Genomic DNA, 25,935 nt, shown 5'->3' on the forward strand with positions numbered 1-25,935 from the left:
ACGGCACATGCAGGGACGCGCGGCGCTGGCTTACTTCTTCATTGCCTTCGTGCTCTTGGCAGTACCTTTGTCGCTTGGCTTGCCCAGGCCGGTATCATCCAGCGGGCCGCCCTTGCTTGCGCCAACCGGTTCGCCCATGGCGTTACCCGAGCTTCCGGCCATCGTACCACCACCGGCCGACTGCATGCTCATCCCGAGTTCGGCACCGGTGCGCGGGGTCGACATCGGATCGGACATGGTGCGCATCGCCATCTGCTTGAGGATGTCGATGTCGCCGCTCGGCAGCGCCACTTCGGCTTCGCCCGAGCCGCCGTCGACCGCCTGCTGCTTCTCGCGGTCGGTGACGAAGTCCCAGTCGGCGCCCTGGTTCCAGGGGCCGCGCATTTCGCCCGGACCTTGCGACATGTTGTAGTACACGCTGGCAAAGCGCGGATCGGCCGGCATTTTCCCCGGCGGGAAGTTCGGCTCGATGGCGTACAGCGCCTTCTCGAAGGACTTCTGGTGCGCCACTTCGCGCGTCATCAGGAAGCCCAGCGCCTCTTTCACGCCCGGGTCGTCGGTCAGCGCGATCAGGCGCTCGTAGACGATCTTGGCGCGCGCCTCGGCGGCGATGTTGGAGCGCAGGTCGGCGGTCGGCTCGGTGATCGAGTCGATGTAGGCCGCGGTCCAGGGCACGCCCGCCGAGTTGATCAGCGGAGTCCCGCCGCCATACAGCACCTGGGTGATGTGGCTGTCGTTGCCCGGGCCGGTGATGGCCTTGTACATGTCGGCTTCGCTATCGACCGCCTCGGCCAGCCGGCCCTTGGCGCCCTTGTTCAGCATGGCGACGATGTGGCCGATGATTTCCAGGTGGCTCAGTTCCTCGGTCGCGATGTCGAACAGCATGTCCTTGCGGCCCGGATCGTCTTCCGATACAGCCTGGGTGAAGTAGCGCATGGCGGCTGCCAGCTCGCCTTGCGGGCCGCCGAACTGCTCCAGCATCAGGTTGGCCAGGGCCGGGTTCGGCTCGCTGACACGGACCGTGTATTGCAGGCGTTTGTTATGTGCAAACATGAACAATCCCTCCGTTGATGAGTGTTGACGCGCCTGGGCGTCGCCGTGTAAAGCCGGCAGTAGTGGCCGCCAGCCCGTATATCTCATCTTGGCAGCGCGGCCCGGCAGTTGGGATCAGGTGTTCGCGCGTGGCCTTGTAGGACTAGAGCGACAATTAATGAACTTGATGGAAATGTTGAAATTGATAAATAAGCGTATTTATCCGGTAACCAACGCGCAACATCCCAGGCCGCGAGCCTGTACCCGCTTTGCCATGCGGTCCACACCGACATGGGCGCGGCACGCGCTCCTACAGTAAAGACGAGTCGCGCCGCACTACCATGTTAGTTATATGACCATAAAGGGGGTATTCCAATGTTCAACCTGAATAAGCTGAGCCCGACGATCACCAACATGATCCGCTTCGACCATTCGCACGTGATGGTGACTTTCCACCAGTACGAGAAGGACAAGTCGCCACGCGTCAAGAAGGCGCTGGCCGACACCATCTGCGACGCCCTGGAAATCCACGCGACGCTGGAAGAAGAGATTTTCTATCCCGTGATGCGCCAGCGCGACGCCGGCGAGCCCTTCATGCACAAGGCCGAGCCCGAGCACAACGAGATGCGCCGCCTGATCGCCGAGCTGCGCCGCACCAGCGGTTCCGATCCGCGCCACGACAAGCTGGTGATGGAACTCATGCGCGACGTGATGCACCACGTGGCCGACGAGGAAACCACCCTGCTGCCGCACGCCGAGGCCAGGCTGAGCCGTGACATGCTGACCGACATGGGCGCCAAGATGACCCGCCGCCGCATGCAGCTGGTGGGGCCTAAGGCCGGCAAGCTGGCCAAGGAACATGCCGTCGGCTTCGGCGGCAGCGGCGCCGCGCTGGTGGTCGGCCTGGCCAGCGCCCTGTTCGCCGTCAAGGCCTTCGGCCCGAAGAAGACCTGGAAGTCGAATCCGGCCTGATTGGTCTTACGCTGCGCGCGGCCGGAACACCGGCTCGGGGTCCAGGGTCGTGCGCAGGCCGATATCGTCGAAATGGGCGGCCAGCCAGGCCTCGGCCGCCTTCGCCCCACGGTCGTGCAGCAACTGCAGGAAGACCGGCTCTGCATTGAACTTGCTCGAGATGCTCAGTTCGCGCAGCGTGTCCTGCGCGCTGATCAGGTGCAGGCGCGTCGGTGCATGGGTAATGGCCCCGCCGCCCTCCTCGTCCGGCACGACATGCCGGTGTAACAGAGCGTTCACTTCGCGCACGAAGCTGATGTTGAAGGCCACCTCGTTCGAGCGGTTGCTGATGTCGGCCATGCTGCGCGGGACTTCCTTGCGCGCGAGCGGATTGATCTGGACCACCACCACATCCTGGCCGTTGTTCGACTCGACCAGGGGTGACAGCGGCGGATTCGCCGTGTAGCTGCCGTCCCAGTACAGCTCACCGTCCACCTCGACCGAGGCGAACACGGTCGGCAGGCAGCAGGACGCCATCACCTTTTGCACGTCCAGCTGTGCGCGCGTCCACAGCTTGCCGCCGCCGGTATGCAGGTTGGTGGCATTGATGAAGATCGCCAGCTCGGTACAGGCGCGCACCCGCTCGAAGTCGATGTTCGCCATCAGGAACTGGCGCAAGGGATTGACCGTGAGCGGCATCTCGCGCACCGGCCCCGCCAGGGCGCCCGCCATCTCCATCATCTGGTAAAACGGCGAATGGCTCATGGTGAAGCCGCCCGCCAGGTGGTCGATCGGCGTGCGCTGCATCGGACTGAAGGCGGCGCTCAGGCCAAGGGATCGCCAGAAGCGGTCGAGCGCGCGGCGCGCCCCTTCGCGCCCGCCGCCGTGCGCCCAGCCGTCGGCCACCACGGCCGCATTGATCGCACCCGCGCTGGCGCCGCTCAAGGCGGTAATATCGAGCCGCTCGTCCTGCAGCAGGCGATCCAGCACACCCCAGGTGAAGGCGTCGTAGCTGCCGCCGCCCTGCAGGCCGAGGCTGATCTTCTTGTTCGTCGTTGGCACACTGGCTCCCGTGAAAGCAAATGACGCGAGTCTAGCAAGCACAGGAATGTTAAAGCGCGACGCTGCCTTCAGGCAAACCATTCCATGACGAGCGGGACCAGCCACGGGGCAATCAGCGCCGTCAGCGCACCATTCAGGCCCATCGCCAGGCCGGCAAATGCGCCCATTTCGGCGCCGCCCTGGAAGGCGCGCGCGGTGCCGATGCCGTGCGAGGCCAGCCCCAGCGCAAAGCCGCGCGCCGCCGGCGAGGCGATGCGCAGGCGGTCGAACAACCAGGGGCCCGTGATGGCCCCGAAAATGCCGGTGCCGATCACCAGGGCCGCGGTCAGCGCCGGGATGCCGCCGAGCCGCTCGGACACCGCCATCGCAATCGGCGAGGTGGCCGACTTCGGTCCCAGGGTGGCGGCCAGCTCCGGCGTGGCGTCCAGCAGCAGCGCGACGGCGACACTCGAGACGATCGCCGTCACGCTGCCGATCAGCAGGGCCGCGGCCAGCGGCGCGAAGGCGCGGCGCAGGCGCGGCAGCTGGCGCACCAGCGGCAGGGCCAGCGCCACGGTGGCGGGACCGAGCAGGAAGTGAACGAACTGGGCGCCGGCGAAGTAGCGCTGGTAAGACATCCCGGACAGCCACAGCACGGCCACCACCAGGGCGATCGAGATCGCCACCGGGTTGGCCAGCGGCGCACCCTTGAAGAAGCGCGTGATGCGGTGCGCGGCAAGATAAGCGCACAGGGTCATGGTCAGGCCCAGCAGCGGCGAAGCGGACAGGTAGACCCAGAAGCGGGTCAGTTCATGCAGTTCAAGCATCGCCATCCTTCCGCCCGAGTCCCTTGAGCAGCAGGCCGGTGACTGCCAATGCCAGCACGGTGCTGGCGGCAAGCGAGGCAAGGATGGCCAGCCAGTGGCCGCTGCCGCTGGCGGCGGCGGCATACACGCCGACGCCGGCCGGTACGAACAGCAGGGACAGGTGGGACAGCAGGGTGTTGGCGGCTTCCTCGACCAGTTTTTCCAGGCGCGGCCAGGTGATCAGCGCGGCCATCAGGAGCAGCATGCCGGCGACCGGGCCGGGAATCGGCAGCTTCAGGAGGAAGACGATGCCTTCGCCGAGGCATTGGAACAGCAGGAGGATGGTGAAGGCGGCGAGCATGATGCTTTGGGGAGCAAAGCGCTCAGCATAGCAAAATGGTGGGATGTCGTACGCCGGAGGTGTGCGGCGGAACTTGGGTCCCGGCCTGCGCCGGGACGACGTTGGTAAGTGAGCGTGGAACCAGTTACAGCTGGATTTCTAACCCAGCCTAAAAACCGTCACCCCGGCGCAGGCCGGGGCCCAATTTGACCTTTTCTAGAACAGCCCGAAGCTTACGCCTCCGCCCCCGCAATCGCCCCACGACGCAGCTGATCCCGCTCGATCGACTCGAACAGCGCCTTGAAGTTGCCCTCGCCGAAGCCGTCGTCGCCCTTGCGCTGGATGAACTCGAAGAACACCGGGCCCAGTTGCGCTTCGCCGAAGATCTGCAGCAGCAGGCGCGGCTTGCCGTCGGTGACGGTGCCGTCCAGCAGCAGGCCGCGCGCCTTCAGTTCGCCGGCGTTCTCGCCGTGGCCCGGCACGCGCTCGTCCAGCATCTCGTAATAGGTTTCCGGCGGTGCGCTCATCAGGGGAACGCCGGCGGCGCGCAGGCCGTCGACGGTCTTGATGAGGTCATCGGTCAGCAGAGCGATGTGCTGGATGCCTTCGCCGTTGAACTGCATGAGGAATTCCTCGATCTGGCCGCCACCGGCCTTGCCTTCTTCGTTCAACGGGATACGGATCTTGCCGTCCGGCGCAGTCATGGCTTTCGAGGTCAGGCCGGTGTACTCGCCCTTGATGTCGAAGTAGCGGATCTCGCGGAAGTTGAACAGCTTCTCGTAGAAGCCGGCCCAGAAGGCCATGCGGCCGCGGTAGACGTTGTGCGTGAGGTGGTCGATGATCTGCAGCCCGTGGCCGACCGGATTGCGCTCCACGCCGTCGATCCATTCGAAGTCGATGTCATAGATCGACTTGCCGTCCTCGAAACGGTCGATCAGGTACAGCGGCGCACCGCCGATGCCCTTGATGGCCGGCAGGCGCAGTTCCATCGGGCCGGTCGGGATCTCGATCGCCTGCGCGCCCAGCTCAAGCGCGCGCGCATAGGCCTTGTGCGCGTCCTTGACGCGGAAAGCCATGCCGCAGGCCGAGGGGCCGTGTTCGGCGGCGAAGTAGGCGGCGTAGCTCTTCGGCTCGTTGTTGACGATGAAGTTGATGCCACCCTGGCGGTACAGGGCCACCGCCTTCGAGCGGTGCACCGCCACCTTGGTGAAGCCCAGCTTTTCGAACACCGCTTCCAGCACGCCCGGCGTCGGCGACGCGAACTCGACGAACTCGAAGCCGTTCAGTCCCATCGGATTGTCGAACAGGTCTGCCATTTTTCTCTTCCTTGTTTCTCGTTGGTGGGCGGCCGCCTGTCTCGGGGGCGGCCGGGTCATTCAAAATCCGTACTATTCCGCGAACACTTCCGCCAGCAGGCCGCGCAGCCACTGGTTGCCCGGATCCTGGTTATAGCGCCGGTGCCAGAACACATTGGTCTGCAGCGCCGGCAGCTCGAGCGGCGGCGTGATCCACTCCAGCCCGAAGGGCGCCCGGGCCCGCTCCGCCAGCTTCTGCGGCACCGTCACCACCAGGTCGCTGGTGCTCACCATATAGGGCACCGCGGTGAAATGCGGCACCCGGAAACGCACCGCGGGACCGATCCCGGCCCGCGCCAGCAGCACGTTGATGCGCTCGTACGGGCTCTCGTGCGAGTCGACCAGCATGTGCTCGGCCTTTACGAAACGCTCCAGCGTTACCTCACCCTTGCCCAGCGGATGGCCCTTGCGGAACATCGTCACATAGGGCTGGCGGAACAGCTGGCGCTGGTACAGCGCTTCCGAGATGTCCTCGAAAGGCCCCACCGCCAGGTCCACCCGCCCGCCTTCCATCTCTTCCTTCAGTTCGAGCGAACCGGCGCGCACCGAACTGATTTCCACCTGCGGCGCCACCACCCTGCAGCGTTCGATCAGCGCCGGCATGAAGTAGATCTCGCCCACGTCCGTCATCGCCAGCACGAAGCGCCGGTGGCTGCTGGCCGGATCGAAGCGGCTGCGCTGGTTCAGCGCCAGCGCCACCTGGGCCATCGCTACCCCGATCGGCTCGGCCATCTGGCTTGCCAGCGGGGTCGGCTGCATGCCGCTGGCGGTGCGCACGAACAGCTCGTCCCCAAACGACCGGCGCAGCCGCGCCAGGGCATTGCTCACCGCCGACTGGCTCAGGCCCAGTTTGCGGGCCGCCGAGGATATCTGGCGTTCCCGGTAGACTTCCTGGAAGACCGACAACAGGTTCAGGTCGATGGTGTGCGGTTCGATCATGGCGTGGGCAGCATTGTCGGCCCGGCTCGGGCACGCGGCCAGCAGTATTTAGAATGTGAATAGTCTACATTTTTCTATTCATCTCGTAAAACATGGTGAATTCTTCTACAGTGGCGGCGATCCCCATCCGTGTACGCACCAGGAGAAACAGCATGAGCCAGAATCTTGAAACCAAGTCCGCCTACATGAGCGGATTCGGCAACGAGTTCGCCACCGAAGCCCTGCCGGGGGCCCTGCCGCAGCACCGCAACTCGCCGCAGCGCGTGGCCTATGGCCTGTATGCCGAACAGATTTCCGGTACGGCCTTCACCGCGCCGCGCAGCCACAACCGCCGCTCCTGGCTGTACCGGATTCGCCCGGCCGCCGTGCATGGCACGTTTGCGCCGATCGATGCGGGCCGCATCGTCAGCCGCTTCGATACCCCGGCGCCGCCGAACCAGCTGCGCTGGAGCCCCCTGCCGATGCCCGATGCGCCGACCGATTTCATCGACGGCTGGGTCACGATGGCCGGCAACGGCTCGCCCGAATCGATGACCGGCTGTGCGATCCACCTGTACGCCGCCAACCGCGACATGGAAGGCCGCTACTTCTACAGCGCCGACGGCGAACTGCTGGTGGTGCCGCAGCTGGGCCGCCTGGCGATCGCCACCGAACTGGGCATGCTCGAGGTGGAGCCGCACGAGATCGCGGTGATCCCGCGCGGCGTGCGCTTTTCCGTCGCGCTGCCCGATGGTGAGGCGCGCGGCTATATCTGCGAGAACTTCGGCGCCCTGCTCCAGCTGCCCGACATGGGCCCGATCGGCTCGAATGGCCTGGCCAACCCGCGCGACTTCCTGAGCCCGATCGCGCGCTACGAGGATGTCGAAGGCGACTTCGAGTTGGTGGCCAAGTTCTGCGGCGGCCTGTGGCGCGCTTCGATCGGGCATTCGCCGCTCGACGTGGTGGCCTGGCACGGCAATTACGCGCCGTATAAATACGACCTGCGCCACTTCAACACCATCGGCTCGATCAGCTACGACCACCCGGACCCGTCGATCTTCCTGGTGCTGCAGGCGCCGAGCGACACCCCGGGCGTGGACACGCTCGACTTCGTGATCTTCCCGCCCCGCTGGCTGGTTGGCGAAGACACCTTCCGCCCGCCCTGGTTCCACCGCAACGTGGCCAGCGAGTTCATGGGCCTGATCCACGGCGCCTACGACGCCAAGGCCGAGGGCTTCGTGCCGGGCGGCGCCAGCCTGCACAACTGCATGAGCGGCCACGGTCCGGATGCCGCGACCTTCGAGAAGGCCAGCAACGGCGACACCAGCCGTCCGCACAAGGTGGCGGACACCATGGCCTTCATGTTCGAGACCCGCCACGTGATCGTGCCGACGCCCCATGCGCTGGCTTCGCCCCAGCTGCAGGGCGATTACCAGCAGTGCTGGGCAGGCATCGGGAAGCACTTCCGCAGCACCCCGTAATGGCAAGCTGACAATTCGTGTGGCGCGCAAGTCGCGCGGCATGCGATGATGCGGGGGCGCGCCGCTCCTGGCGCGCCCGGTCGCGGCCCGGCATGTCCGACGGAGGCCCCGCGCCAGTGGTAACCGACATACTGATCATCTGCGTTCTCATCCTGATGAACGGCGTGTTCGCCATGAGCGAGTTGGCACTGGTCTCGGCCAAGCGCATGCGCCTGGAACGGCGCGCCGAAGAAGGCAGCCGCGGGGCGCGTACCGCGCTCTCCCTGGCCGACGACCCCAGCCACTTTCTCTCCACGGTACAGGTCGGGATCACCCTGATCGGCATTTTCAACGGTGCGTTCGGCGAAGCTTCGCTGGTCAGCCACCTCACGCCCCACTTCCAGAACGTCCCGGTCCTCGGGCCCTACGCGCGCGAGGCGGCGCTGGCGCTGGTGGTGGTCTCGATCACGATCGCCTCGATCATTTTCGGCGAACTGGTCCCGAAGCGCATCGCGATGGCCTTCCCGGAGACGATGGCGACCCTGATCTCGCAGCCGCTGCGCCTGCTGTCGGTGCTGATGACGCCTTTCGTCAAGCTCCTTTCGCTAAGCACCAACGCGATCGTGCGCATGATCGGCATCCGCGAAGCCAAAGAGGAAGCACCGACCGAAGAAGACATCACCGGCATGATCAAGGAAGGCGCCGACACCGGCGTCTTCGAGAAGACCGAATACGACATCGTCCAGCGCGCGCTGCGCCTCGACGACCAGCACCTGAAGTCCCTGATGACGCCGCGCGTCGACCTGGTCATCCTCGACCTCGAAGAAGACCGCCGCCACAACCTCGAGACCATTGCCGCCAACCCGTACAGCCGCTTCCCGGTGTGCCGCGGCGACCGCTCGCACATCCTCGGCTACGTGATGGCGCGCGACCTGTTCGCGCAGGCCGTGCGCGTCGGCGCGGCCGACGCCATCGACCTCGATGGCGCTGTGCAGGAACTGCTGTACGTGCCGGAGACCGTGAGCGCCATGGCCCTGCTCGAGATGTTCAAGAAGAACCGCGCCGAGCTGGCCCTGATCGTCGACGAATACGGCGATATCCAGGGCATGGTCACGCTGAGCGACGTGATGAGCGCCCTGGTCGGCGACGTGACCGTGGCGGGCGAAGAGCACGACGTCGACGCGGTCCAGCGCCCGGACGGCAGCTGGCTGCTGGACGGCGGCGTGTCGCTCGACCGCTTCCGCGACCTGCTCGAGACCGGCCAGACATTCCCGGGCGAGGCCGAAGGCGCCTACCACACGCTGGCAGGCTTCATGCTGTACCAGCTGGGCTTCATCCCGAAACCGTCCGACCTGGCGGACTGGGAAGGCTTCCGCTTCGAGGTGATGGACATGGACGGCAACCGCATCGACCGCATCCTGGTGACGCGCTACACGCCGATCGAGGCGGAACCGGACCGCGACTGAGCGCCTGGCCTTCCCCCACGCCCCATCCTGTGGTACAACACGCACCGCACCCAGGAGGCCCCATGCAAGTCAATCCGATCCAGCTGTTCGACGCCGAAAGTTCGACCTACACCTACATCCTGTCCGCCCCGGATAGCCGGGATGCGGTGATCATCGACCCGGTCGACCGCCACTGGGAGCGCGACCTGGCGCACATCGAACGCCTCGGCTTGACACTGACCCACGTGCTGGAAACCCATGCCCACGCCGACCACGTCACCTCGGCCGGCAAACTGCGCGCCCTCACCGGCGCCAAGGCCTGCGTGCCGAGCGGCTGCGGCATTCCGCCGGCCGAAGTCCAGCTGCAGGACGGCGACGTCGTCCCCTTCGGCCTGCGCGAACACATCGCCGTGATCCACACCCCCGGCCACACCGCCGGCAGCATGTGCTACCTGTGGCGCGGCAACCTGTTCACCGGCGACACCCTGCTGGTGGACGGCTGCGGGCGTACCGATTTCCAGGGCGGCAGCGCCTGCGCGCTGTACGACAGCGTCACCCGCAAGCTGTTCGCGCTGGACGACGCCACCCGGGTCTGGCCCGGCCACGACTACAAGGGCCAGTCGGTGTCGAGCATCGGCTGGGAAAAGCGCCACAATGCGCGCCTGGCGAACCGTTCGCGCGAGGATTTCGTGGCCCTGATGGCGGCCCTGAACCTGCCGCGCCCGAAGCTGATGGATGTGGCGGTGCCGGCCAACCGCAACCTGGGCCTGCTGCACAGCATTTGAGCAACACTTCTAGTTGCGCGCATGACAGACGCATATAGTTCCGGTATGATGTTGCCATTATACAATATCTAGTGCGCGCTAGAAACATCAGTCTGCGTACACCATGCGACTGAATGAAACAGTTCTACAACATCGAAGACTGGCGCATCCGGATCTTCTCGACGCTGATGACGACCTCGCTCGTCCTCGGCACCGTCACGGCCATTCCGAGCTCGCTGTTCGCCATGCTGGACGGTATCTGGCCCATCGCCGTCCTCGACATCGTCGCACTCGGCTGGATTTTCGCGATCTGGCGTTTCGACCGCCTGCCTTACACCTTCCGCGTCCTGAACTTCCTTGCCGTGATCTTCATCGTCGGCATCGGCCTGATGCTCACGGTCGGCTCGGTCAGCCAGATCTACCTGATCGGACCGCCCGTGATGGCCGTGATCCTGCTCGGCACCCGCCAGGCGCTCGCGATCCTGGCGCTGACCGCGCTCTCCATCCTCGGCCTGGGCCTGACAGGGTACGCGCGGCTGGTGGTCATTGGCCTGGACAACCGCGCAGTCATCGCTTCGCTCGCCGTCACCATCAATTACCTGTGCGTCGGCGCCGTCATCACCATCACCTGCGGCACCCTGATCAAGGGCCTGTCGAGCACCCTGAACGAGGTGCAGGGCTTCGCCGAATCGCTCGAAGCCAAGCAGGAAAAGCTGCACGAGCTGAACGCCGAACTGCGCCTGACCTCGGCCGCGGTGGCGCGCCTGAACGACATGGTCCTGATCGCGCGCGCGGTAGATACGCCCGGCGCCCAGCAGCCGATCATCTTCGCCAACGAGGCCTTCGAGCGCCGCACCGGCTACACCCGTGACGAAATCATCGGCGAGAGCATGCGCCTGCTGCACGGCGCCGATACCGATCCCGATGAGTTGGCGCGCATCCTGCACGCGGTCGCGCGCAACGAACCGGTCTCCGCCGAGCTGGTGAACTACACCAAGAACGGCGAGGCCTTCTGGGTCGAGATGGAGATGGTGCCCTTCGCCAGCGAAGGCGGACGCAATACCCATTGGGTGGTGGTCGGGCGCGACATCACCGAGCGCCGCAACTCGGCCAAGGCGATCCACCACCTGGCCTTCTACGACGTGCTCACCGGCCTGCCCAACCGCCGCCTGCTGACCGAACGCCTGGATGCGATGGTGGCCCAGCGCCACGGCGGCGGCAGCCTGGGCGCGCTGCTGTTCATCGACCTCGACAACTTCAAGTACGTCAACGACGCGCGCGGCCACGCCACCGGCGACGCCCTGCTGCGCCACGCGGCCGAGCGCCTGGTCTCGGTGGTGCGTTCGCGCGACACGGTAGCGCGCCTGGGCGGCGACGAATTCGTGATCCTGCTGCAGGACCTCGGCTTCGACGCCGACGCGGCCACCACCAGCGCGATGAAGGTCGCGCACAAGGTGCTGGCCGCGTTGGGCGAGGAAGTCGCGATCGGCGAGCACGTCTACCGTTCCTCGGGCAGCATCGGGGTGGCGCTGCCGCTGCGCGCCGGTCAGACCAGCCACGACCTGCTGCGCGAAGCCGATACCGCCATGTACCAGGCCAAGGCCGCCGGCCGCAATGGCGTGGCCCTGTTCGAAACCACCATGCTGGCCGACGCCGAACACAAGCTGACGCTGGAGCGCGACCTCGCGATGGCGCTCGAGAACGGCGAGCTGGCCATGCACCTGCAGCTGCAGGTCGACCACCAGCAGCAGCCGGTCGGCGCCGAACTCCTGATGCGCTGGCGCCGCGCCGACGGCATGCTGGTGCCGCCAGATGTGTTCATCCCGATCGCGGAATCGAGTGGCCTGATCGTCCCGCTCGGGAACTGGGTGCTGCGCCAGGCCTGCGAAGCCTGGCTGCGCATGGATGCCGCCGGCCATCCGCTGCCGCTGTCGATCAACGTCAGCCCGGCGCAGTTCCGCCAGCCCGACTTCGTCGACCAGGTGCGCAAGGTGCTGCTGGAGACCGGCGCCCCGGCCAAGGAACTCATCTTCGAAGTGACCGAAGGCCTGCTGGTCTCGGACCTGGACACCACCATCGCCCGCATGCACGAACTGTCCAAGCTCGGCATCCGCTTCTCGGTGGACGACTTCGGCACCGGCTACTCGAACCTGGCCTACCTGAAGAAGATGCCGCTGTATGAACTCAAGATCGACAAAAGCTTCATCCGCGACACCCCGAACGACGTCAACGGCACCGCCATCGTGCAGTCGATCCTGGCGATGGCCGACCACCTCGGCCTGCGCGTGGTGGCCGAGGGCATCGAGACCACGCAGCAGGCCCAGTACCTGGCGGATCACGGCAGCCCCTGCATGCAGGGCTATCTGTTCGCACGCCCGGCGCCGCTCGACGACCTGCTCGCCGTGCTCGCCAAACCAGGCGGAGTGCGCGCCGCCGCGTGATACGATGCGAGGCATGGCGCACCAGAGCATCCTCGAGATTCCCACGCAAGGGCGCGGCACGCGCGACATCACCGACGCGGTCGCGGAAGTGGTGCGCGCTTCCAACATCCAGTGCGGCCTGGCCCACGTGTTCGCCCAGCACACCAGCTGCTCCCTCCTGATCACCGAGAACGCCGACCCCGACGTGCGGCGCGACCTCGAGACCGTGCTGGCGCGCCTCGCGCCGGACGGCGACCCCGCCTACCGCCACGACGCCGAGGGACCGGACGACATGGCGGCCCACGTGCGCAACATGCTGACCGGTTCAGGCCTGAGCGTGCCGGTGGGCGGCGGCCGCCTGCTGCTCGGCACCTGGCAGGGCATCTACCTGTACGAGCACCGTACCAGAGCGCACCGCCGGCGGGTCGTGGTCACGGTCCTTTAGCCGGGTTGCATATTCTCCCCCAGCCGTGGGGGAGGACTTCCGGCAGCCCGTTCCCTATACTGCTCCCAGGTCGTCACGCTGCACCTGCGCGGCGCAGCGAAAACGGCCCCAGAATCTGCTATTCCGTAGCGCCGATGTACACAAGGAACCGACCCGCCCATGGATTTCCTCGACGATCTGCTGGAGGAGCGCAAGGCGCGCCTCAGCCAGTCCGTGCTGTGCACCTACATGGCTGACGCCAGGGTCGAACCCTACCAGCGATTGTCCTTCATCCCCTCCATGATCTTCTTCACGATGGGATTCCAGGACATTCTCACGGCACTGCGCGACAACAGCGACAAGTCGCCGCTGCAGCTGAGCGTGCACCAGCACTGCGACGAAGACGCCTTCCACTGGCAGTGGTACCTGGACGACCTGACCGTGATCGAACACGGCCGCCGCCTGCTGCGCCTTCCCACGGCCCAAGCCTTGAGCGACGTCTGGTCCCCGGTCAACCACGCCACCCGCGAAACCGTCTACCACGCCATCCACCTTGCCAAGACCTGGCAGACCCCGTTCTACCGCATGGTCCTGATCCGGGCCCTGGAATCGACCTTCGCCTGCTTCAACGAACCGATGTACCGCCTGGTCGAAGAGCTCGGGATGGCCGAGCACCTGCATTACTTCGGTCGCGAACACCGCCATGCCGAGGCCAGGCACGCGTCGACCCTGATCGACCTGCCGCGGCCGCAGTACCGGCCGACCGAGGACGAACTCACCACCTCCAGCTTCCTCGTCAACCAGGTGTTCGACGCCTTCAAGCGCATGTTCGATTGCTGGTACGCGGTGGGCCTCACCGGCCGCATCATGCGCCCGGCGGCCTGACCCGTAAGGCGGCAGGCATATGCATCCATTTGTCATGGACAGGGTCCGCGCCACCCGCTAGTCTGGAAGCCTCTTCACGACGAGGTCCCGCCATGCTCCGCCTGTTCGCCGCCCTGCTGTTCGCCGTCCCCGTTGCCGCCTTCGCCGCACAGGACCGTGCGTCCATCGTGCCCGCCGCCGACCACCACCAGCACCTGTTCAGCGCCCCGATCATCGCGCTGATCAACCCGGCCCCTGGCCCCGACGCGGTGCGCGAGATCCCGGTAAACGAGCTGATCTCTTTGCTGGACAGCGCGGGCATCCGGCGCGCCGCCATCATGTCGACCGCCTACATGTACGGCCGCCCCTCGCGCGTGATCGAGGACGAATACGCCAAGGTGAAGGCCGAGAACGACTGGACCGCGGCCCAAGTTGCGAAGTACCCCGACCGCCTGCGCGCCTTCTGCGGCTTCAACCCGCTGAAAGACTATGCGCTGGCCGAACTGGAACGCTGCGCCGCCCACCCGCATCTGCGCTACGGGATCAAGATGCACTTCGGGAATTCCGACGTCCAGCTGGAGAATCCGGCCCACATCGCACGCCTGAAGGAAGTGTTCCGCGCCGCCAACCGGCACCGCATGGCGATCGCCATCCACCTGCGCGCCTCGATCTCCCTCAAGCGCCCCTATGGCGAAGCGCAGGCCCGCGCCCTGCTGGAGCACCTGATGCCGGAAGTGCCGGACACCATGGTGCAGATCGCCCACTTCGCCGGCAGCGGCCCGGGCTACGAAGACCCGCCGTCCAACGAAGTGATGCGGGTGTTCGTCGAGGCGGCCGCGCGCAAGGATCCGAACGCGCGCAACCTGTACTTCGACGTGGCCTCGATCGCCCATCCCAGGAACACCCTTGAACAGTCGCAGGAAATGGTCGAGCGCATCCGCAAGGTGGGCCTCGACAAGATCCTCTACGGGTCGGACGCGGCCTCGCCCGGCCAGATGAAGCCGCGCGAAGCCTGGGCGGCGTTCCGCGCCCTGCCGCTCACCGACGCGGAACTCAAGCGCATCGCCGACAACGTCGCGCCCTACCTGCGCTGAAAAAAGGCGGTTCGCCGCCTACGTAATAACACGTATGCATATTTGTGCCATGCGTGAGATTTGTTGAATTTCACACCCCGAACCGGGTGGTATGCTCGCGGCCTCGCTTTCGGTTGCACGCAATGACACCCAAGAATACCCTGTTGGCCCTGCTCGCCCTGATGTTCGCCTCGGGCCTGGCCGAGGCCATGTACGACGCCGCGCACATGCGCATGCCCATCTGGTGGGCCCTGTTTTCCGGCCTGCTTGCCAACTTCCTGCCCTATTACTGGTATCGCCTCGACAGCGAAGCGCGGCGCTTTCGCCGCTCCCGCTGGATGAGCTCGGCCGTGGTGGGCGTGTCGCCGATCGGCATCCCGCTCTACCTGCTGCGCAGCCGCCCCCAGGGCAGCCGGATCGGCTCGCTGGCCCGAATGTCCGGCTTCCTCGTGCTGATGCTGGGCGCCATGATCGTCGGGGCCCTGGCATTCCTCGTGATGCCTGGTTGAGAACCCCTGGCGCGCAGCCATGCGCTCCGTCCGCTTCGTTTTTGATAAGGTCACATCAATGCCTGACCGGGCCTTTTTACGAATGGAGAACAGCATGCGCAAGATGATCATGATGGCCATTGCAGGCCTGCTCTGGAAGAAATTTGGCGGCAAAACGGCGGCCCGCTATCCGCTCGGCCGCCGCAGCTACCGCCGCTTCTGACGGCGAACGAGGGCCGCCCGCGCAGTTTTCGCCGGGCGGACCGTCGCAACGCCCTTCCCATGCAGTAGAATCGCTGGCTTTAAGGCAACATTCGTATTCACCTTAAGGCCGACGATGGAACACGCTCAGCAAGAACACGGCAACGAACTCAAGCGCGGACTCAAGAACCGCCACATCCAGCTGATCGCCCTCGGCGGCGCCATCGGCACCGGGCTGTTCCTGGGGGTCGCCCAGACCATCCAGCAGGCAGGCCCCTCGGCCCTGCTCGGCTACGCCATCGCCGGCCTGATCGCCTTCCTCATCATGCGCCAGCTGGGCGAGATGATCGTGGACGAGCCGGTGGCCGGCTCCTTCGGCTACTTCGCCAGCAAATACGGCAGTCCCATGGCCGGCTTCATCTCCGGCTGGAACTACTGGGTCATGTACATCCTCGTCAGCATGGCCGAACTGTCGGCGCTCGGCATCTACGTCCAGTACTGGTTCCCCGAGATCCCGACCTGGGTCTCGGCGCTCGGCTTCTTCGTCGTCGTCAATCTGCTGAGCCTGCTGAACGTGAAGGCCTTCGGCGAACTCGAATTCTGGTTCGCGATCATCAAGGTGGCGGCGGTGGTGGGCATGATCGTGTTCGGCATCTACCTGCTCGTCAGCGACACGGCTGGCCCGCAGGCCGGCGTGGCCAACCTGTGGCAGCACGGCGGCTTCTTCCCCTACGGCTTCACCGGCCTGGCGCTGTCGATGGCCGTGATCATGTTCTCCTTCGGCGGCCTGGAAATGATCGGGATCACCGCCGCCGAAGCGGACAACCCGGGCCGCACCATCCCGCGCGCGATCAACCAGGCCATCTGGCGCATCGCCATCTTCTACGTCGGCGCGCTGGCCGTGCTCCTGATGCTGTATCCGTGGCAGAAAGTGGTCACCGGCGGCAGCCCCTTCGTCCTGATCTTCGCCGCGCTCGACAGCAATGTCGTGGCCAACGTACTTAATCTGGTGGTCCTGACCGCCGCGCTGTCGGTCTACAACGGTTGCGTCTACGCCAACAGCCGCATGCTGTTCGGCCTGGCCGAACAGGGCAATGCGCCGCGCGCCCTGCTCAAGCTGTCGCGACGCGGCGTGCCGCTGGCGGCGCTGGGTGTATCGGCCATCGCGACCGGCATCTGCATTTCCATCAATTACTTCCTGCCGAAGGAAGCCTTCGGCATGCTGATGGGCCTGGCCGTGGCGGCGCTGGTGATCAACTGGGGCATGGTGTGCTGGAGCCACCTGCGCTTCCGCCGCGCCAAGCAGGCGAGCGGCCAGGCGACCGCCTTCCGCAGCCCCTTCTACCCCTTCACCAACTACCTGTGCCTGGCCTTCCTGGCCGGCATCGTGGTGGTGATGTACCTGAGCCCCGACTTCCAGCTGTCGGTGTACATGATCCCGGCCTGGCTCGCGCTGCTTGCCTTCGGCTATTGGCTGCGCCAGCGCAGTGCGGCCGCTGCCGCTGCCGTGTCGGCCTGATGGGCAGCGTGCCGGATCGGCTGCGCTACCTGCGCAGCCGCGAAGCCCTGGCGACGCTCATCCTGCCGCTCGTGATCGTCTGGAAATGGTGGCACACCGCCGGCGAACCCGCCTGGGACTTGCGCGTGCCGGCGCTGCTCATGCTGGTGTTGATTCTGGTGCAGGGCACGCTGTACTGGCATCTCAAGTTGCGCTCGATCACGCGGCAAAGGCCCCTGCCGTCCTGGTTCTACCCGCTGTTCCTGACATTCAAGTGGGCCAATCTGGCGGGGATCGGCATCCTGCTGGCGGTTCTCCTGACAGCCGGCGGCGCCGACACATCGGACGCCGATCGCGCATGGACCGCGGGCATGCTGGCAGGCGCGGTGCTGGAACAGATTAACTACTACTATTACCAGCTGATGATCGACACGCGCGCGGCCTTCGACTATGTCCGCCGAAACCGCCGCCTGCGCCGCGCGGCCCTCGGCCTCGATCTGGTCCGCGCCAGGCCTGTACGCTGACCACGCGCGCTGTGCTGGATTTACGGCCCGGCTGTTGATACAGTGTCCAGTTGGAGCACAGCCGCGTTCGCGCCAGGGATGGCCATGCCCGATGTCTTTACACGAAGCGCGCGCCTGCAGCCGAACAATCACGAGGAGAGGAACACCTTGAAGAAATTTGTCGCCAGCCTGACCGCCATCGCCCTGCTCGCCGCCAGCGCCGCTCCAACCGTCGCGGCCCAGGACTATGCCAAGTACAGCCAGGAAGCGCTGGAAAAGGAACTAGCCGCCATCGCCACCTCGCGCCTGTCCGTGATGGTGCCGATGCGCGACGGCGTGGGGCTGTCGACCGACATCTACATGCCGAAGAACGCGAGCGGCAAGCTTCCCGTCATTCTGTGGAAGACGCCCTACAACGAAGGCAAGCTGAAGGGTTCCACCCAGCGCTACGTGCTGGAATCGGTCAAGCGCGGCTACGTCTTCGTCGTCCAGAACGAGCGCGGCCGCTACTTCTCGCAGGGACAGTTCGAAATCCTCGGCAAGCCCCAGACCGACGGCTACGACACCCTGAGCTGGATCGCCCGGCAAGACTGGTCCAACGGCAAGGTCGGCACCCTGGGCTGCTCCTCCTCCGCCGAATGGCAGCTGGCCCTGGCCGGCCTGAACCACCCGGCGCACGCCGCGATGGTGCCGATGGCCTCAGGCGCCGGCATCGGCAAGGTCGGGCGCTTCCAGGAACAGGGCAACTGGTACACCGGCGGCGTGCCGCGCAACCTGTTCTTCGTGTGGCTGTACGGCGTCGACAATCCGCTGCGCGCCCAACTGCCGGCGATTGCCGATGAAAAGCTGCGCGCCCGCATCGAGGCCTACAATGACCTGAATCCGACCAAGCCGCAGGTCGACTGGAACAAGCAGATCAAACACCTGCCGGTCGACCAGCTGCTCACTTCCCTGGGCGAGCCGCCCGCCACCTTCGAACAGTTCATCAAGCGCACCCCGGCCGATCCGGGCTGGCGTCAGGGCGGCTTGTACCACGAAGGCATGGGCTGGGGCGTGCCGGCCCTGTGGTTCAACAGCTGGTACGACGTCTCGATCGGCCCCAACCTGGAGCTGTACAACCACGCCCGCGCGGCCGGCACCGACAAGGAAGCCAGCGCCAACCAGTACGTGGTGGTGGCGCCGAACGTGCACTGCGCGTATGCGCGCCTGGGCCCGAACATGACGGTGGGCGAACGCTCGATGGGCGACGCCAGTTTTGACGTCGACGGCGCCATCTACGGCTGGTTCGACCGCTGGCTCAAGGGCGATGCCAAGGCCTTCCCGTCCACCACACCGCACGTACGCTACTTCGAGATGGGCGCCAACCGCTGGCAGAAGGCCGGCACCTGGCCGCCGGAGACCGCCAAGCCGATGCGTCTCTACCTGCGTTCCGGCGGAAAGGCCAACTCCCTGTGGGGCGACGGCCGCCTGAGCAGCGAAGCGCCGGCCGCGGGCGAAGCGGCCGACCGCTACCGCTACGATCCAATGAACCCGGTCCAGACCATCGGCGGCGGCGACTGCTGCAACGGCGGCATCGTGGTGCCGGGTGCTTTCGACCAGCGGCCGGTCGAGGCGCGCAACGACGTGCTGGTCTACACCAGCGATCCGCTGCCCAAGCCCGTCAGCGTGGCCGGTTTCGTGGACGCGGTCCTGAAGATCTCGTCGAATGCGAAGGACACCGACTTCGCCGTCAAGCTGGTCGACGTGGCGCCCGACGGCACCGCCTGGATCATCGGCGACACCATCTTCCGCGCGCGTTACCGCAACGGCTTCGAGCAGCCGACGCCGCTCACGCCGGGTGAAGTGGCGACGATCCGCTTGACTCCGATCGCGACCGCGATCCAGTTCGGCGCCGGGCACCGGATCCGGGTCGAGGTGACCTCGTCCAACTTCCCGAAGTTCGTGCGCAACCTGAACACCGGTGGACCGAACGAAAGCGAATCGGTGGGCGTGGTGGCGGACAATGCGCTGCATCACGATGCGGCCAACCCGAGCTACATCGAACTGCCGGTCGTACGCTAAGCGATGCGCCCGGGCGTGAGAATGTGCGCGTTTTCCGCCCGGCGCCGCGTGCTATGTTGTCGATTCCTATAATAATTGCCTAACGGCACTATCTGAGAGAACGACATGAACTTTAGCGAATCGGTTGCCACCTGCCTGAAAAAATACGCGGACTTCGACGGTACCGCCTCGCGTTCGGAGTACTGGTGGTTCTGGCTGTTCCTCGTCGGCACCGGCGCGATTCTGACCCTGGCCGTCGGCGACGTGATCGCGGGTATCTTCAACCTCGCCATGCTGATCCCCCAGCTGTCGGCCGGCGCCCGCCGCCTGCACGACACCGACCGCAGCGGCTGGTGGCAGCTGCTGGTCTTCGTGCCCATCATCGGCTGGATCGTGCTGATCGTTTTCCTGGCGCAGGAAGGCAAGGAAAACCGCTTCGGCGCTTCCGCCGCCGTGGTCTGAGGCGATGGACAGCCCCCTGGTCCGCCTCGCCAGCTGCAGCTGCGGCCAACTGAGGGCGCGCGTGCTTGGGGAGCCGCTGCGGATCTCGATCTGCCACTGCCTGAACTGCCAGCGCCGTAGCGGCGGTCCGTTCGCGCAGCAGGCCAGATTCGCGCGCGAAAACGTGCAGCTGGAGGGCAGCTCGACCGAGTTCGTCCTGGCCGGCGACTCGGGCGCACGCGCCCACTTCCACTTCTGTCCCCGGTGCGGCACCACGGTGTACTACGAAGCCGAGGCGCTGCCCGAATACATCATGGTCCCGGTCGGCGTGTTTGCCGACCCGGCCTTCCCGGCCCCCACAGTGTCGGTCTACGAAGAACGCATGCACGGCTGGGTCGTCCCGCCCCCGGACGCCGAACACTATCCCTGAGCGCCGCTAGACGGCGGCGCTCAGCGCGGCATTCTCCGCCATCTCTTCCATCCGGCGCACGATTTCGGCAAAGGCCACCGGCCGCCCGAACAGCCAGCCCTGGGCATACTGCACGCCCTGCTTGCGCAGGAAGTCGGCCTGGGCGTGGCTTTCGACCCCTTCCGCGATCATGCGCAAGCCAAGGTCGTTTGCCATCCGGATGATGTGCCCCACCACCTGGCTGGTCGGGGCGCCGGTGCCGATCGCCTCGATGAAGCTGCGGTCGATCTTCAGGTAGTCCAGCTCCAGCGATTCCAGGTAGGACAGGCTCGAGTAGCCGGTGCCGAAGTCGTCGATCGCCAGCGCGAAGCCGTGGCGCCGCAGCACCCCTGTGGTTTCGCGCGCCACCACCGGATCGAGCAGGCCGCGCTCGGTCACTTCGAGGATCAGGCTGGCGGGTTGTGCTCCGGTCCGGCGCAGCGCCTCATGCAGATCGGCGACGAATTCAGGGGAATGGAAGTCGGCCGGCGCCACATTGATCCCGATATGGAATTCGGGATGCAGCTGCAGGTAGAAGCCGGTGTCCCGGCACACCTGCTCGAGCACCTGGCGCGTCAGCAGCACGATCATGGCGTTCTGCTCTGCGATCGGAATGAACAGGTCGGGAGGCACGACTTCGCCGGTAGGCCGTCGCCAGCGCACCAGCGCCTCGACCCCGATCCAGGCGCCGCTGCGCAGGTCGACCACCGGCTGGTACTCCAGGAACAATTCGCGCCGCCGCAGCGCGCTCCTGACGGCCGACGGCAAGGCCATCTGCTGACGCACGAAGTACAGTACGGCCAGGGTCAGCACAATGCCCGCCGCCAGGCCCGCCGGAATCAGGCGCAGCGCCAGGTGTTCCATCCGCGTGCGCAGGTAGTGCACCGGCACCGCCGCGATGCCGGCCGTCCGGTAGCGGTCCGAGCGCGCCACGGCGACGACGTTGCCGCCTTCCTCGAACACGGCCTCGGACGCGCGGCCGAGGCGCGCGACCCAGCCCGGATCGATGCGGCCACGGACGCTGAGCGGTGCGGGATAGTCGAGCGACACCAGCGCCAGTGAAACGTCCGGTTCGCTCCTGGCGGTATCGATCGCCAGCTCCGAATGCAGGATGCCGGCGAAGCGGCCTGACTGGATCACCACAAAGCTCTGCTGCGGGGCAAAGGGAAAGCGCACGTCCGTGCGCACCAGTGCACCGCTGGCGCCGGCGTAGTCGGGCGCGCCGAGTTCGAGGACGGCGGCGGCGCCGGCGATGGACGAGCACAGCATGCGATCGCCCTCGACATACCCGATCGCCTGAATATAGGTCGATCCAAGGTCGAGCCGGCGCATGTCGTCGATGCTCTGCGGCGAACAGGGCGCCTCCGCGTGGCGCTCAAGCTGCGCCACCGCGGTCTGGAGCTGGCGCCCGGTCTCGTTACCGCGCAGTACGACGTCACGCGCGTAACCTAGCGCGTGGGCACTTTCCGCCGTGTACGCCTGACGTTGCGACTCTTCCATGGCGACCCAGATCGGCAGGCTCATGCCTGCGATCGCCACCAGCAGCGTCAACAACATGACGGCAGTTTTTTTCATCGCTTCTGCGCGCGGCCATCAATGCGGAACCGGCGCACCTTCATACTACAGCCGCCCCACAGGCTATGCAATGCGCATGCGCTCGGCGGTTCGGCCGAGCCAGCTATGCTGCATAGCAATATGAAAATAGTTCACCAGGGTCTTCGTGTGCGGGGCCGTAAGCCTTATCATGCTTGCCGCAAGTCACCTTACAAAGGGGAAGCGTTTATGAGTCAGAGTAAGCCTCTGTCGCTGCACGTACCGGAGCCTACCGGCCGCCCGGGCTGCAAGACCGATTTTTCGTATCTGCAATTGAGTCCCGCCGGTTCCGTCCGGCGTCCGCCCGTCGACGTAGCGCCGCTCGACACGAGCGACATCGCGACCGGCCTGATCCGCGTCCTGGACGAGAACGGCGATGCCGTCGGCCCCTGGGCCCCGGAACCGGACCGCGAACTGCTGCGCTTCGGCCTGCGCACCATGATGAAGACCCGCATCTTCGATGCGCGCATGGTGATCGCCCAGCGCCAGAAGAAAATGTCCTTCTATATGCTGTCGCTCGGCGAGGAAGCCATCGGCACCGCCCAGGCCCTGGCCCTGGAAGACGGCGACATGCACTTCCCGACCTACCGCCAGCAAAGCCTCCTGATCGCCAAGCAGGTGCCGCTGGTCGAGATGATCTGCCAGCTGCTGTCCAATGAAAAGGATCCGCTCAAGGGCCGCCAGCTGCCGGTGATGTACTCGGTGCGCCGCGCCGGCTTCTTTACCATTTCCGGCAACCTCGCGACCCAGTACCCGCAAGCGGTGGGCTGGGCCATGGCCTCCGCCATCAAGGGCGATACCAAGATCGCCTCGGCCTGGATCGGCGACGGCGCCACCGCCGAATCCGACTTCTCCACCGCCCTCACCTTTGCCCACGTCTACCGCGCGCCGGTGATCCTCAACGTGGTCAACAACCAGTGGGCCATCTCGACCTTCCAGGCGATCGCCGGCGGCGAGAGCGTCACCTTCGCCACCCGCGGCATCGGCAGCGGCATCGCCTCGCTGCGCGTGGACGGCAACGATTTCCTGGCCGTGCTGTCGGCATCGCGGTGGGCGGCCGAACGCGCGCGCTCGAACCTGGGCCCGACACTGATCGAATGGGTCACCTACCGCGCCGGCCCGCACTCGACCTCGGACGACCCGTCGCGCTACCGCCCGGCGGACGACTTCTCGCACTTCCCGCTGGGCGACCCGGTCGCCCGCCTGCGCCAGTACCTGACCAAGCAGGGCTGGTGGTCGGACGAAGAGCACGAGGCCGTGCAGGCCGAGCTGGAGGCGGAAGTCCTGGCGGCCCAGAAAGAGGCCGAGTCGTACGGCATCCTGGGCGACGAGCGCGCCCCGAGCGCTAGCGCGATGTTCGAGGACGTGTACAAGGAGATGCCGGAGCACCTGCGCCGGCAGCGCCAGGAACTGGGAGTGTGATGATGGCACGCGACGATCAAACGAAAGACACGGCCACCATGCCGATGACCATGATCCAGGCGCTTCGCTCGGCGATGGACGTGGTGATGGAACGCGACGACAACGTCGTGGTGTACGGCCAGGACGTGGGCTATTTCGGCGGCGTGTTCCGCGTCACCGATGGCCTGCAGGCCAAGTACGGCAAGTCGCGCGTGTTCGACGCGCCGATTTCGGAAGGCGGCATCGTCGGCACCGCGGTGGGCATGGCGGCTTATGGCCTGCGCCCGGTGGTCGAGATCCAGTTCGCCGACTATTTCTATCCCGCGACCGACCAGATCGTGTCGGAAGCGGCGCGCCTGCGCTACCGCTCGGCCGGCGAGTTCACCGCCTCGATGGTGATCCGCATGCCTTGCGGCGGCGGCATCTACGGCGGCCAGACCCACAGCCAGAGCCCGGAAGCCTTCTTCACCCACGTGTGCGGCCTGCGCACGGTAATGCCGTCGAATCCCTACGATGCGAAAGGCTTGCTGATCGCCTCGATCGAGAACGACGACCCGGTGATCTTCCTGGAACCGAAACGCCTGTACAACGGCCCCTTCGACGGCCACCACGACCGTCCGGTGGTGCCCTGGTCCGGCCATGCGCTGGGCAACGTGCCGACCGGGCACTACACCGTCGACCTGGACAAGGCAAACATCGTCCGCCCCGGGAACGACGTGACGGTGCTCGCCTACGGCACCATGGTGTGGGTGTCGGAAGCGGCGGCCCGTGAAAGCGGCGTCGACGCCGAAGTCATCGACCTGCGCAGCATCTGGCCGCTGGATCTCGAGACCATCGTCGCCTCGGTCAAGAAGACCGGCCGCTGCGTGATCGTGCACGAAGCGACCCGCACCAGCGGCTTTGGCGCGGAACTCGCTGCCCTGGTGCAGGAACACTGCTTCTACCAGCTGGAAGCGCCGATCGAGCGCGTCACCGGCTGGGACACCCCTTACCCGCATGCGCAGGAATGGGCTTACTTCCCGGGGCCGGACCGCGTTGCGGCGGCCTTGAAACGCACGATGGAGGGTCGCTGAACATGGGCATTCACGTTATCAAGATGCCGGACCTGGGCGAAGGCATCGCCGAGGTGGAAGTCGTGGCCTGGCACGTTCAGCCCGGCGACACGGTCAAGGAAGACCAGGTGCTGGCCGACGTCATGACCGACAAGGCCACGGTCGAGATCCCGTCGCCGGTGGCGGGCACCATCACCAGCCTGGGCGGCGCGGTCGGCCAGTCGCTGGCCGTGGGCGCGGAGCTGATCCGCCTCGAAGTCGAGGGCGCCGGTAACTTCTCGGGCGAGAAGGCGAAACAGGAACCGGCCAAGTCGGCGGCCGCAAAAGCGCCGGCGGAAGAAGTCGGCGACCCGCAGCTGGAAGCCGTGGCGCAGGCGGAAGCCGCGCATGGCGCCACGAGCAAGGCTGCTGCTCCCGCTGCTCCGCCTCCGAAGGCGCCGGCTCCAGCGCCGCGCAGCTACCAGAATGGTCCGGCGCCGATGCGCGCGGAAGGCGAAAAGCCGCTGGCCGCGCCGGCCGTGCGCCAGCGCGCCTGGGACCTCGGGATCGAACTGCAGTTCGTGCACGGCAGCGGCCCTGCCGGCCGGATCACCCACGCCGACCTCGACGCCCACGTGGCGGGGCGCCGCGGCGCAAACCAGGGCGGTGGCCGCGACAACCGCTACGCCAAGCTGGAAGGCGAGACTGCCACGCCGGTGATCGGCCTGCGCCGCAAGATCGCCGAGAAGATGCAGGAAGCGAAGCGCCAGATCCCGCACTTCACCTATGTCGAAGAGATCGACGTCACGGAACTGGAGCTGCTGCGCGCCCAGCTCAACACGCGTTACGGCGCGGAGCGCGGCAAGCTGACCTTCCTGCCGCTCCTGATGCGCGCGGTGGTGCTGGCCCTGCGCCAGTATCCGATGATGAACGCGCGCTTCGACGACGCCAACAACCTGCTGACCCAGTACGAGCCGGTCCACCTGGGCATCGCCGCCCAGACCGAAGCCGGCCTGATGGTGCCGGTGGTGCGCCATGCGGAAGCGCGCGATCCGTGGGACAGCGCGCAGGAAGTCGCGCGCCTGGCCGATGCCGCGCGCACGGGCAAGGCCACGCGCGACGAGCTCACGGGTTCGACTATCACCATCACCAGTCTGGGCCCCTTGGGCGGCATCGTCACCACCCCGGTCATCAACCGGCCGGAAGTGGCGATCATCGGCACCAACCGCATCGTCGACCGTCCGGTGATCCGGGACGGCGCCATGGTCGCGCGCAAGATGATGAACCTGTCGTCCTCGTTCGACCACCGCGTCATCGACGGCCAGGTGGCGGCGAAGTTCATCCAGGCCATCCGCGGCTACCTCGAAACCCCGGCGACCATCTTCGTGGAGTAAATAG

General features: G+C 66.2%; 24 protein-coding genes. 17 read left to right on the forward strand and 7 right to left on the reverse strand.

Annotated features, from left to right (window positions below; all coding sequences use genetic code 11):
- Nucleotides 1-30 precede the first annotated feature (30 nt).
- Nucleotides 31-1,053 carry a manganese catalase family protein gene (locus tag GV068_RS09240; protein WP_159697040.1) on the reverse strand — a complete coding sequence of 341 codons (1,023 nt, stop codon included), beginning with the start codon at nucleotides 1,051-1,053 and terminating at the stop codon, nucleotides 31-33.
- 354 nt (nucleotides 1,054-1,407) lie between these two features.
- Here GV068_RS09240 and GV068_RS09245 point away from each other — a divergent pair, with 354 nt between their 5' ends.
- Nucleotides 1,408-2,004, forward strand: a complete 597-nt coding sequence (locus tag GV068_RS09245; RefSeq protein ID WP_159697041.1) for a hemerythrin domain-containing protein — start codon at nucleotides 1,408-1,410, stop codon at nucleotides 2,002-2,004.
- Nucleotides 2,005-2,010: 6 nt separating this feature from the next.
- Here the strand turns inward: GV068_RS09245 and GV068_RS09250 are convergent, their stop codons facing one another.
- The 5 genes from GV068_RS09250 to GV068_RS09270 form a co-directional block, all read right to left on the reverse strand.
- Nucleotides 2,011-3,045: a patatin-like phospholipase family protein gene (locus tag GV068_RS09250; RefSeq protein WP_229463958.1), complete on the reverse strand. Its 1,035-nt coding sequence runs from the start codon at nucleotides 3,043-3,045 to the stop codon at nucleotides 2,011-2,013.
- A 68-nt stretch (nucleotides 3,046-3,113) separates the two neighbouring features.
- On the reverse strand, nucleotides 3,114-3,851 hold the full coding sequence (locus tag GV068_RS09255) for an LrgB family protein (RefSeq protein ID WP_159697043.1): 738 nt from the start codon (nucleotides 3,849-3,851) through the stop codon (nucleotides 3,114-3,116).
- Nucleotides 3,844-4,191 (reverse strand): CidA/LrgA family protein, encoded by a 348-nt coding sequence (locus tag GV068_RS09260; RefSeq protein ID WP_159697044.1) that lies wholly within the window; start codon nucleotides 4,189-4,191, stop codon nucleotides 3,844-3,846. Before GV068_RS09260 ends, GV068_RS09255 begins: the two co-directional genes overlap by 8 nt.
- A gap of 212 nt (nucleotides 4,192-4,403) precedes the next feature.
- Entirely contained in the window at nucleotides 4,404-5,486 is a 1,083-nt protein-coding gene (gene hppD, locus GV068_RS09265) for a 4-hydroxyphenylpyruvate dioxygenase (RefSeq protein ID WP_201303265.1), read from the reverse strand.
- 72 nt (nucleotides 5,487-5,558) lie between these two features.
- Nucleotides 5,559-6,464: a LysR family transcriptional regulator gene (locus GV068_RS09270; RefSeq protein ID WP_159697046.1), complete on the reverse strand. Its 906-nt coding sequence runs from the start codon at nucleotides 6,462-6,464 to the stop codon at nucleotides 5,559-5,561.
- Nucleotides 6,465-6,616: 152 nt separating this feature from the next.
- Here GV068_RS09270 and hmgA point away from each other — a divergent pair, with 152 nt between their 5' ends.
- From hmgA to GV068_RS09335, 13 genes are all read left to right on the forward strand, one after another.
- Entirely contained in the window at nucleotides 6,617-7,924 is a 1,308-nt protein-coding gene (gene hmgA / locus GV068_RS09275; protein ID WP_373888411.1) for a homogentisate 1,2-dioxygenase, read from the forward strand.
- 116 nt (nucleotides 7,925-8,040) lie between these two features.
- The gene (locus GV068_RS09280; protein ID WP_267874527.1) at nucleotides 8,041-9,369 is read left to right on the forward strand and encodes a hemolysin family protein; all 1,329 of its coding nucleotides are present in this window, start codon (nucleotides 8,041-8,043) and stop codon (nucleotides 9,367-9,369) included.
- A gap of 62 nt (nucleotides 9,370-9,431) precedes the next feature.
- Nucleotides 9,432-10,133, forward strand: coding sequence for an MBL fold metallo-hydrolase (locus tag GV068_RS09285; protein ID WP_159697048.1), 702 nt, complete (start codon nucleotides 9,432-9,434; stop codon nucleotides 10,131-10,133).
- Between the two features lie 113 nt (nucleotides 10,134-10,246).
- A complete protein-coding gene (locus GV068_RS09290) occupies nucleotides 10,247-12,553 on the forward strand; it encodes a bifunctional diguanylate cyclase/phosphodiesterase (protein ID WP_159697049.1) in 2,307 nt (768 codons plus the stop codon).
- A 13-nt stretch (nucleotides 12,554-12,566) separates the two neighbouring features.
- Nucleotides 12,567-12,977 carry a secondary thiamine-phosphate synthase enzyme YjbQ gene (locus tag GV068_RS09295; protein ID WP_159697050.1) on the forward strand — a complete coding sequence of 137 codons (411 nt, stop codon included), beginning with the start codon at nucleotides 12,567-12,569 and terminating at the stop codon, nucleotides 12,975-12,977.
- A 159-nt stretch (nucleotides 12,978-13,136) separates the two neighbouring features.
- Entirely contained in the window at nucleotides 13,137-13,841 is a 705-nt protein-coding gene (locus GV068_RS09300; RefSeq protein ID WP_159697051.1) for a hypothetical protein, read from the forward strand.
- Nucleotides 13,842-13,933: 92 nt separating this feature from the next.
- Complete coding sequence (locus GV068_RS09305; RefSeq protein WP_159697052.1) at nucleotides 13,934-14,914, forward strand: amidohydrolase family protein; 981 nt, start codon at nucleotides 13,934-13,936, stop codon at nucleotides 14,912-14,914.
- Between the two features lie 122 nt (nucleotides 14,915-15,036).
- On the forward strand, nucleotides 15,037-15,402 hold the full coding sequence (locus tag GV068_RS09310) for a hypothetical protein (RefSeq protein ID WP_159697053.1): 366 nt from the start codon (nucleotides 15,037-15,039) through the stop codon (nucleotides 15,400-15,402).
- 316 nt (nucleotides 15,403-15,718) lie between these two features.
- Nucleotides 15,719-17,101, forward strand: a complete 1,383-nt coding sequence (locus GV068_RS09315; protein WP_159697054.1) for an amino acid permease — start codon at nucleotides 15,719-15,721, stop codon at nucleotides 17,099-17,101.
- The gene (locus GV068_RS09320) at nucleotides 17,101-17,604 is read left to right on the forward strand and encodes a hypothetical protein (RefSeq protein WP_159697055.1); all 504 of its coding nucleotides are present in this window, start codon (nucleotides 17,101-17,103) and stop codon (nucleotides 17,602-17,604) included. The genes GV068_RS09315 and GV068_RS09320 overlap by 1 nt, the downstream gene beginning before the upstream one ends.
- A gap of 147 nt (nucleotides 17,605-17,751) precedes the next feature.
- Nucleotides 17,752-19,644, forward strand: a complete 1,893-nt coding sequence (locus tag GV068_RS09325; protein WP_201303266.1) for a CocE/NonD family hydrolase — start codon at nucleotides 17,752-17,754, stop codon at nucleotides 19,642-19,644.
- A 105-nt stretch (nucleotides 19,645-19,749) separates the two neighbouring features.
- The gene (locus GV068_RS09330) at nucleotides 19,750-20,085 is read left to right on the forward strand and encodes a DUF805 domain-containing protein (RefSeq protein ID WP_159697057.1); all 336 of its coding nucleotides are present in this window, start codon (nucleotides 19,750-19,752) and stop codon (nucleotides 20,083-20,085) included.
- A gap of 4 nt (nucleotides 20,086-20,089) precedes the next feature.
- Nucleotides 20,090-20,494: a GFA family protein gene (locus GV068_RS09335; protein WP_159697058.1), complete on the forward strand. Its 405-nt coding sequence runs from the start codon at nucleotides 20,090-20,092 to the stop codon at nucleotides 20,492-20,494.
- A gap of 6 nt (nucleotides 20,495-20,500) precedes the next feature.
- On the opposite strand, the gene GV068_RS09340 is transcribed toward GV068_RS09335, so the two are convergent.
- Nucleotides 20,501-22,087, reverse strand: a complete 1,587-nt coding sequence (locus tag GV068_RS09340; protein ID WP_159697059.1) for an EAL domain-containing protein — start codon at nucleotides 22,085-22,087, stop codon at nucleotides 20,501-20,503.
- 207 nt (nucleotides 22,088-22,294) lie between these two features.
- Between GV068_RS09340 and GV068_RS09345 the strand changes: the two genes are divergently transcribed.
- Genes GV068_RS09345 through GV068_RS09355 form a run of 3 tightly spaced genes read left to right on the forward strand, consistent with a single transcriptional unit; the run spans nucleotide 22,295 to nucleotide 25,931 of the window.
- Entirely contained in the window at nucleotides 22,295-23,527 is a 1,233-nt protein-coding gene (locus GV068_RS09345; RefSeq protein ID WP_159697060.1) for a 3-methyl-2-oxobutanoate dehydrogenase (2-methylpropanoyl-transferring) subunit alpha, read from the forward strand.
- Nucleotides 23,527-24,579, forward strand: coding sequence for an alpha-ketoacid dehydrogenase subunit beta (locus GV068_RS09350; RefSeq protein ID WP_373888438.1), 1,053 nt, complete (start codon nucleotides 23,527-23,529; stop codon nucleotides 24,577-24,579). Before GV068_RS09345 ends, GV068_RS09350 begins: the two co-directional genes overlap by 1 nt.
- A gap of 2 nt (nucleotides 24,580-24,581) precedes the next feature.
- A complete protein-coding gene (locus GV068_RS09355; protein ID WP_159697061.1) occupies nucleotides 24,582-25,931 on the forward strand; it encodes a dihydrolipoamide acetyltransferase family protein in 1,350 nt (449 codons plus the stop codon).
- Nucleotides 25,932-25,935 lie beyond the last annotated feature (4 nt).

This window comes from Massilia sp. 9I, assembly GCF_902506415.1.
Classification (GTDB): domain Bacteria; phylum Pseudomonadota; class Gammaproteobacteria; order Burkholderiales; family Burkholderiaceae_D; genus Telluria.

Coding starts and splice junctions, on each gene's coding strand:
- GV068_RS09240 (WP_159697040.1), bottom strand. CDS start 1,053: ATGTTTGCACATAACAAACGCCTGCAATACACGGTCCGTGTCAGCGAG.
- GV068_RS09245 (WP_159697041.1), top strand. CDS start 1,408: ATGTTCAACCTGAATAAGCTGAGCCCGACGATCACCAACATGATCCGC.
- GV068_RS09255 (WP_159697043.1), bottom strand. CDS start 3,851: ATGCTTGAACTGCATGAACTGACCCGCTTCTGGGTCTACCTGTCCGCT.
- GV068_RS09260 (WP_159697044.1), bottom strand. CDS start 4,191: ATGCTCGCCGCCTTCACCATCCTCCTGCTGTTCCAATGCCTCGGCGAA.
- hppD (WP_201303265.1), bottom strand. CDS start 5,486: ATGGCAGACCTGTTCGACAATCCGATGGGACTGAACGGCTTCGAGTTC.
- GV068_RS09270 (WP_159697046.1), bottom strand. CDS start 6,464: ATGATCGAACCGCACACCATCGACCTGAACCTGTTGTCGGTCTTCCAG.
- hmgA (WP_373888411.1), top strand. CDS start 6,617: ATGAGCCAGAATCTTGAAACCAAGTCCGCCTACATGAGCGGATTCGGC.
- GV068_RS09285 (WP_159697048.1), top strand. CDS start 9,432: ATGCAAGTCAATCCGATCCAGCTGTTCGACGCCGAAAGTTCGACCTAC.
- GV068_RS09290 (WP_159697049.1), top strand. CDS start 10,247: ATGAAACAGTTCTACAACATCGAAGACTGGCGCATCCGGATCTTCTCG.
- GV068_RS09295 (WP_159697050.1), top strand. CDS start 12,567: ATGGCGCACCAGAGCATCCTCGAGATTCCCACGCAAGGGCGCGGCACG.
- GV068_RS09300 (WP_159697051.1), top strand. CDS start 13,137: ATGGATTTCCTCGACGATCTGCTGGAGGAGCGCAAGGCGCGCCTCAGC.
- GV068_RS09305 (WP_159697052.1), top strand. CDS start 13,934: ATGCTCCGCCTGTTCGCCGCCCTGCTGTTCGCCGTCCCCGTTGCCGCC.
- GV068_RS09310 (WP_159697053.1), top strand. CDS start 15,037: ATGACACCCAAGAATACCCTGTTGGCCCTGCTCGCCCTGATGTTCGCC.
- GV068_RS09315 (WP_159697054.1), top strand. CDS start 15,719: ATGGAACACGCTCAGCAAGAACACGGCAACGAACTCAAGCGCGGACTC.
- GV068_RS09320 (WP_159697055.1), top strand. CDS start 17,101: ATGGGCAGCGTGCCGGATCGGCTGCGCTACCTGCGCAGCCGCGAAGCC.
- GV068_RS09330 (WP_159697057.1), top strand. CDS start 19,750: ATGAACTTTAGCGAATCGGTTGCCACCTGCCTGAAAAAATACGCGGAC.
- GV068_RS09335 (WP_159697058.1), top strand. CDS start 20,090: ATGGACAGCCCCCTGGTCCGCCTCGCCAGCTGCAGCTGCGGCCAACTG.
- GV068_RS09340 (WP_159697059.1), bottom strand. CDS start 22,087: ATGAAAAAAACTGCCGTCATGTTGTTGACGCTGCTGGTGGCGATCGCA.
- GV068_RS09345 (WP_159697060.1), top strand. CDS start 22,295: ATGAGTCAGAGTAAGCCTCTGTCGCTGCACGTACCGGAGCCTACCGGC.
- GV068_RS09350 (WP_373888438.1), top strand. CDS start 23,527: ATGATGGCACGCGACGATCAAACGAAAGACACGGCCACCATGCCGATG.
- GV068_RS09355 (WP_159697061.1), top strand. CDS start 24,582: ATGGGCATTCACGTTATCAAGATGCCGGACCTGGGCGAAGGCATCGCC.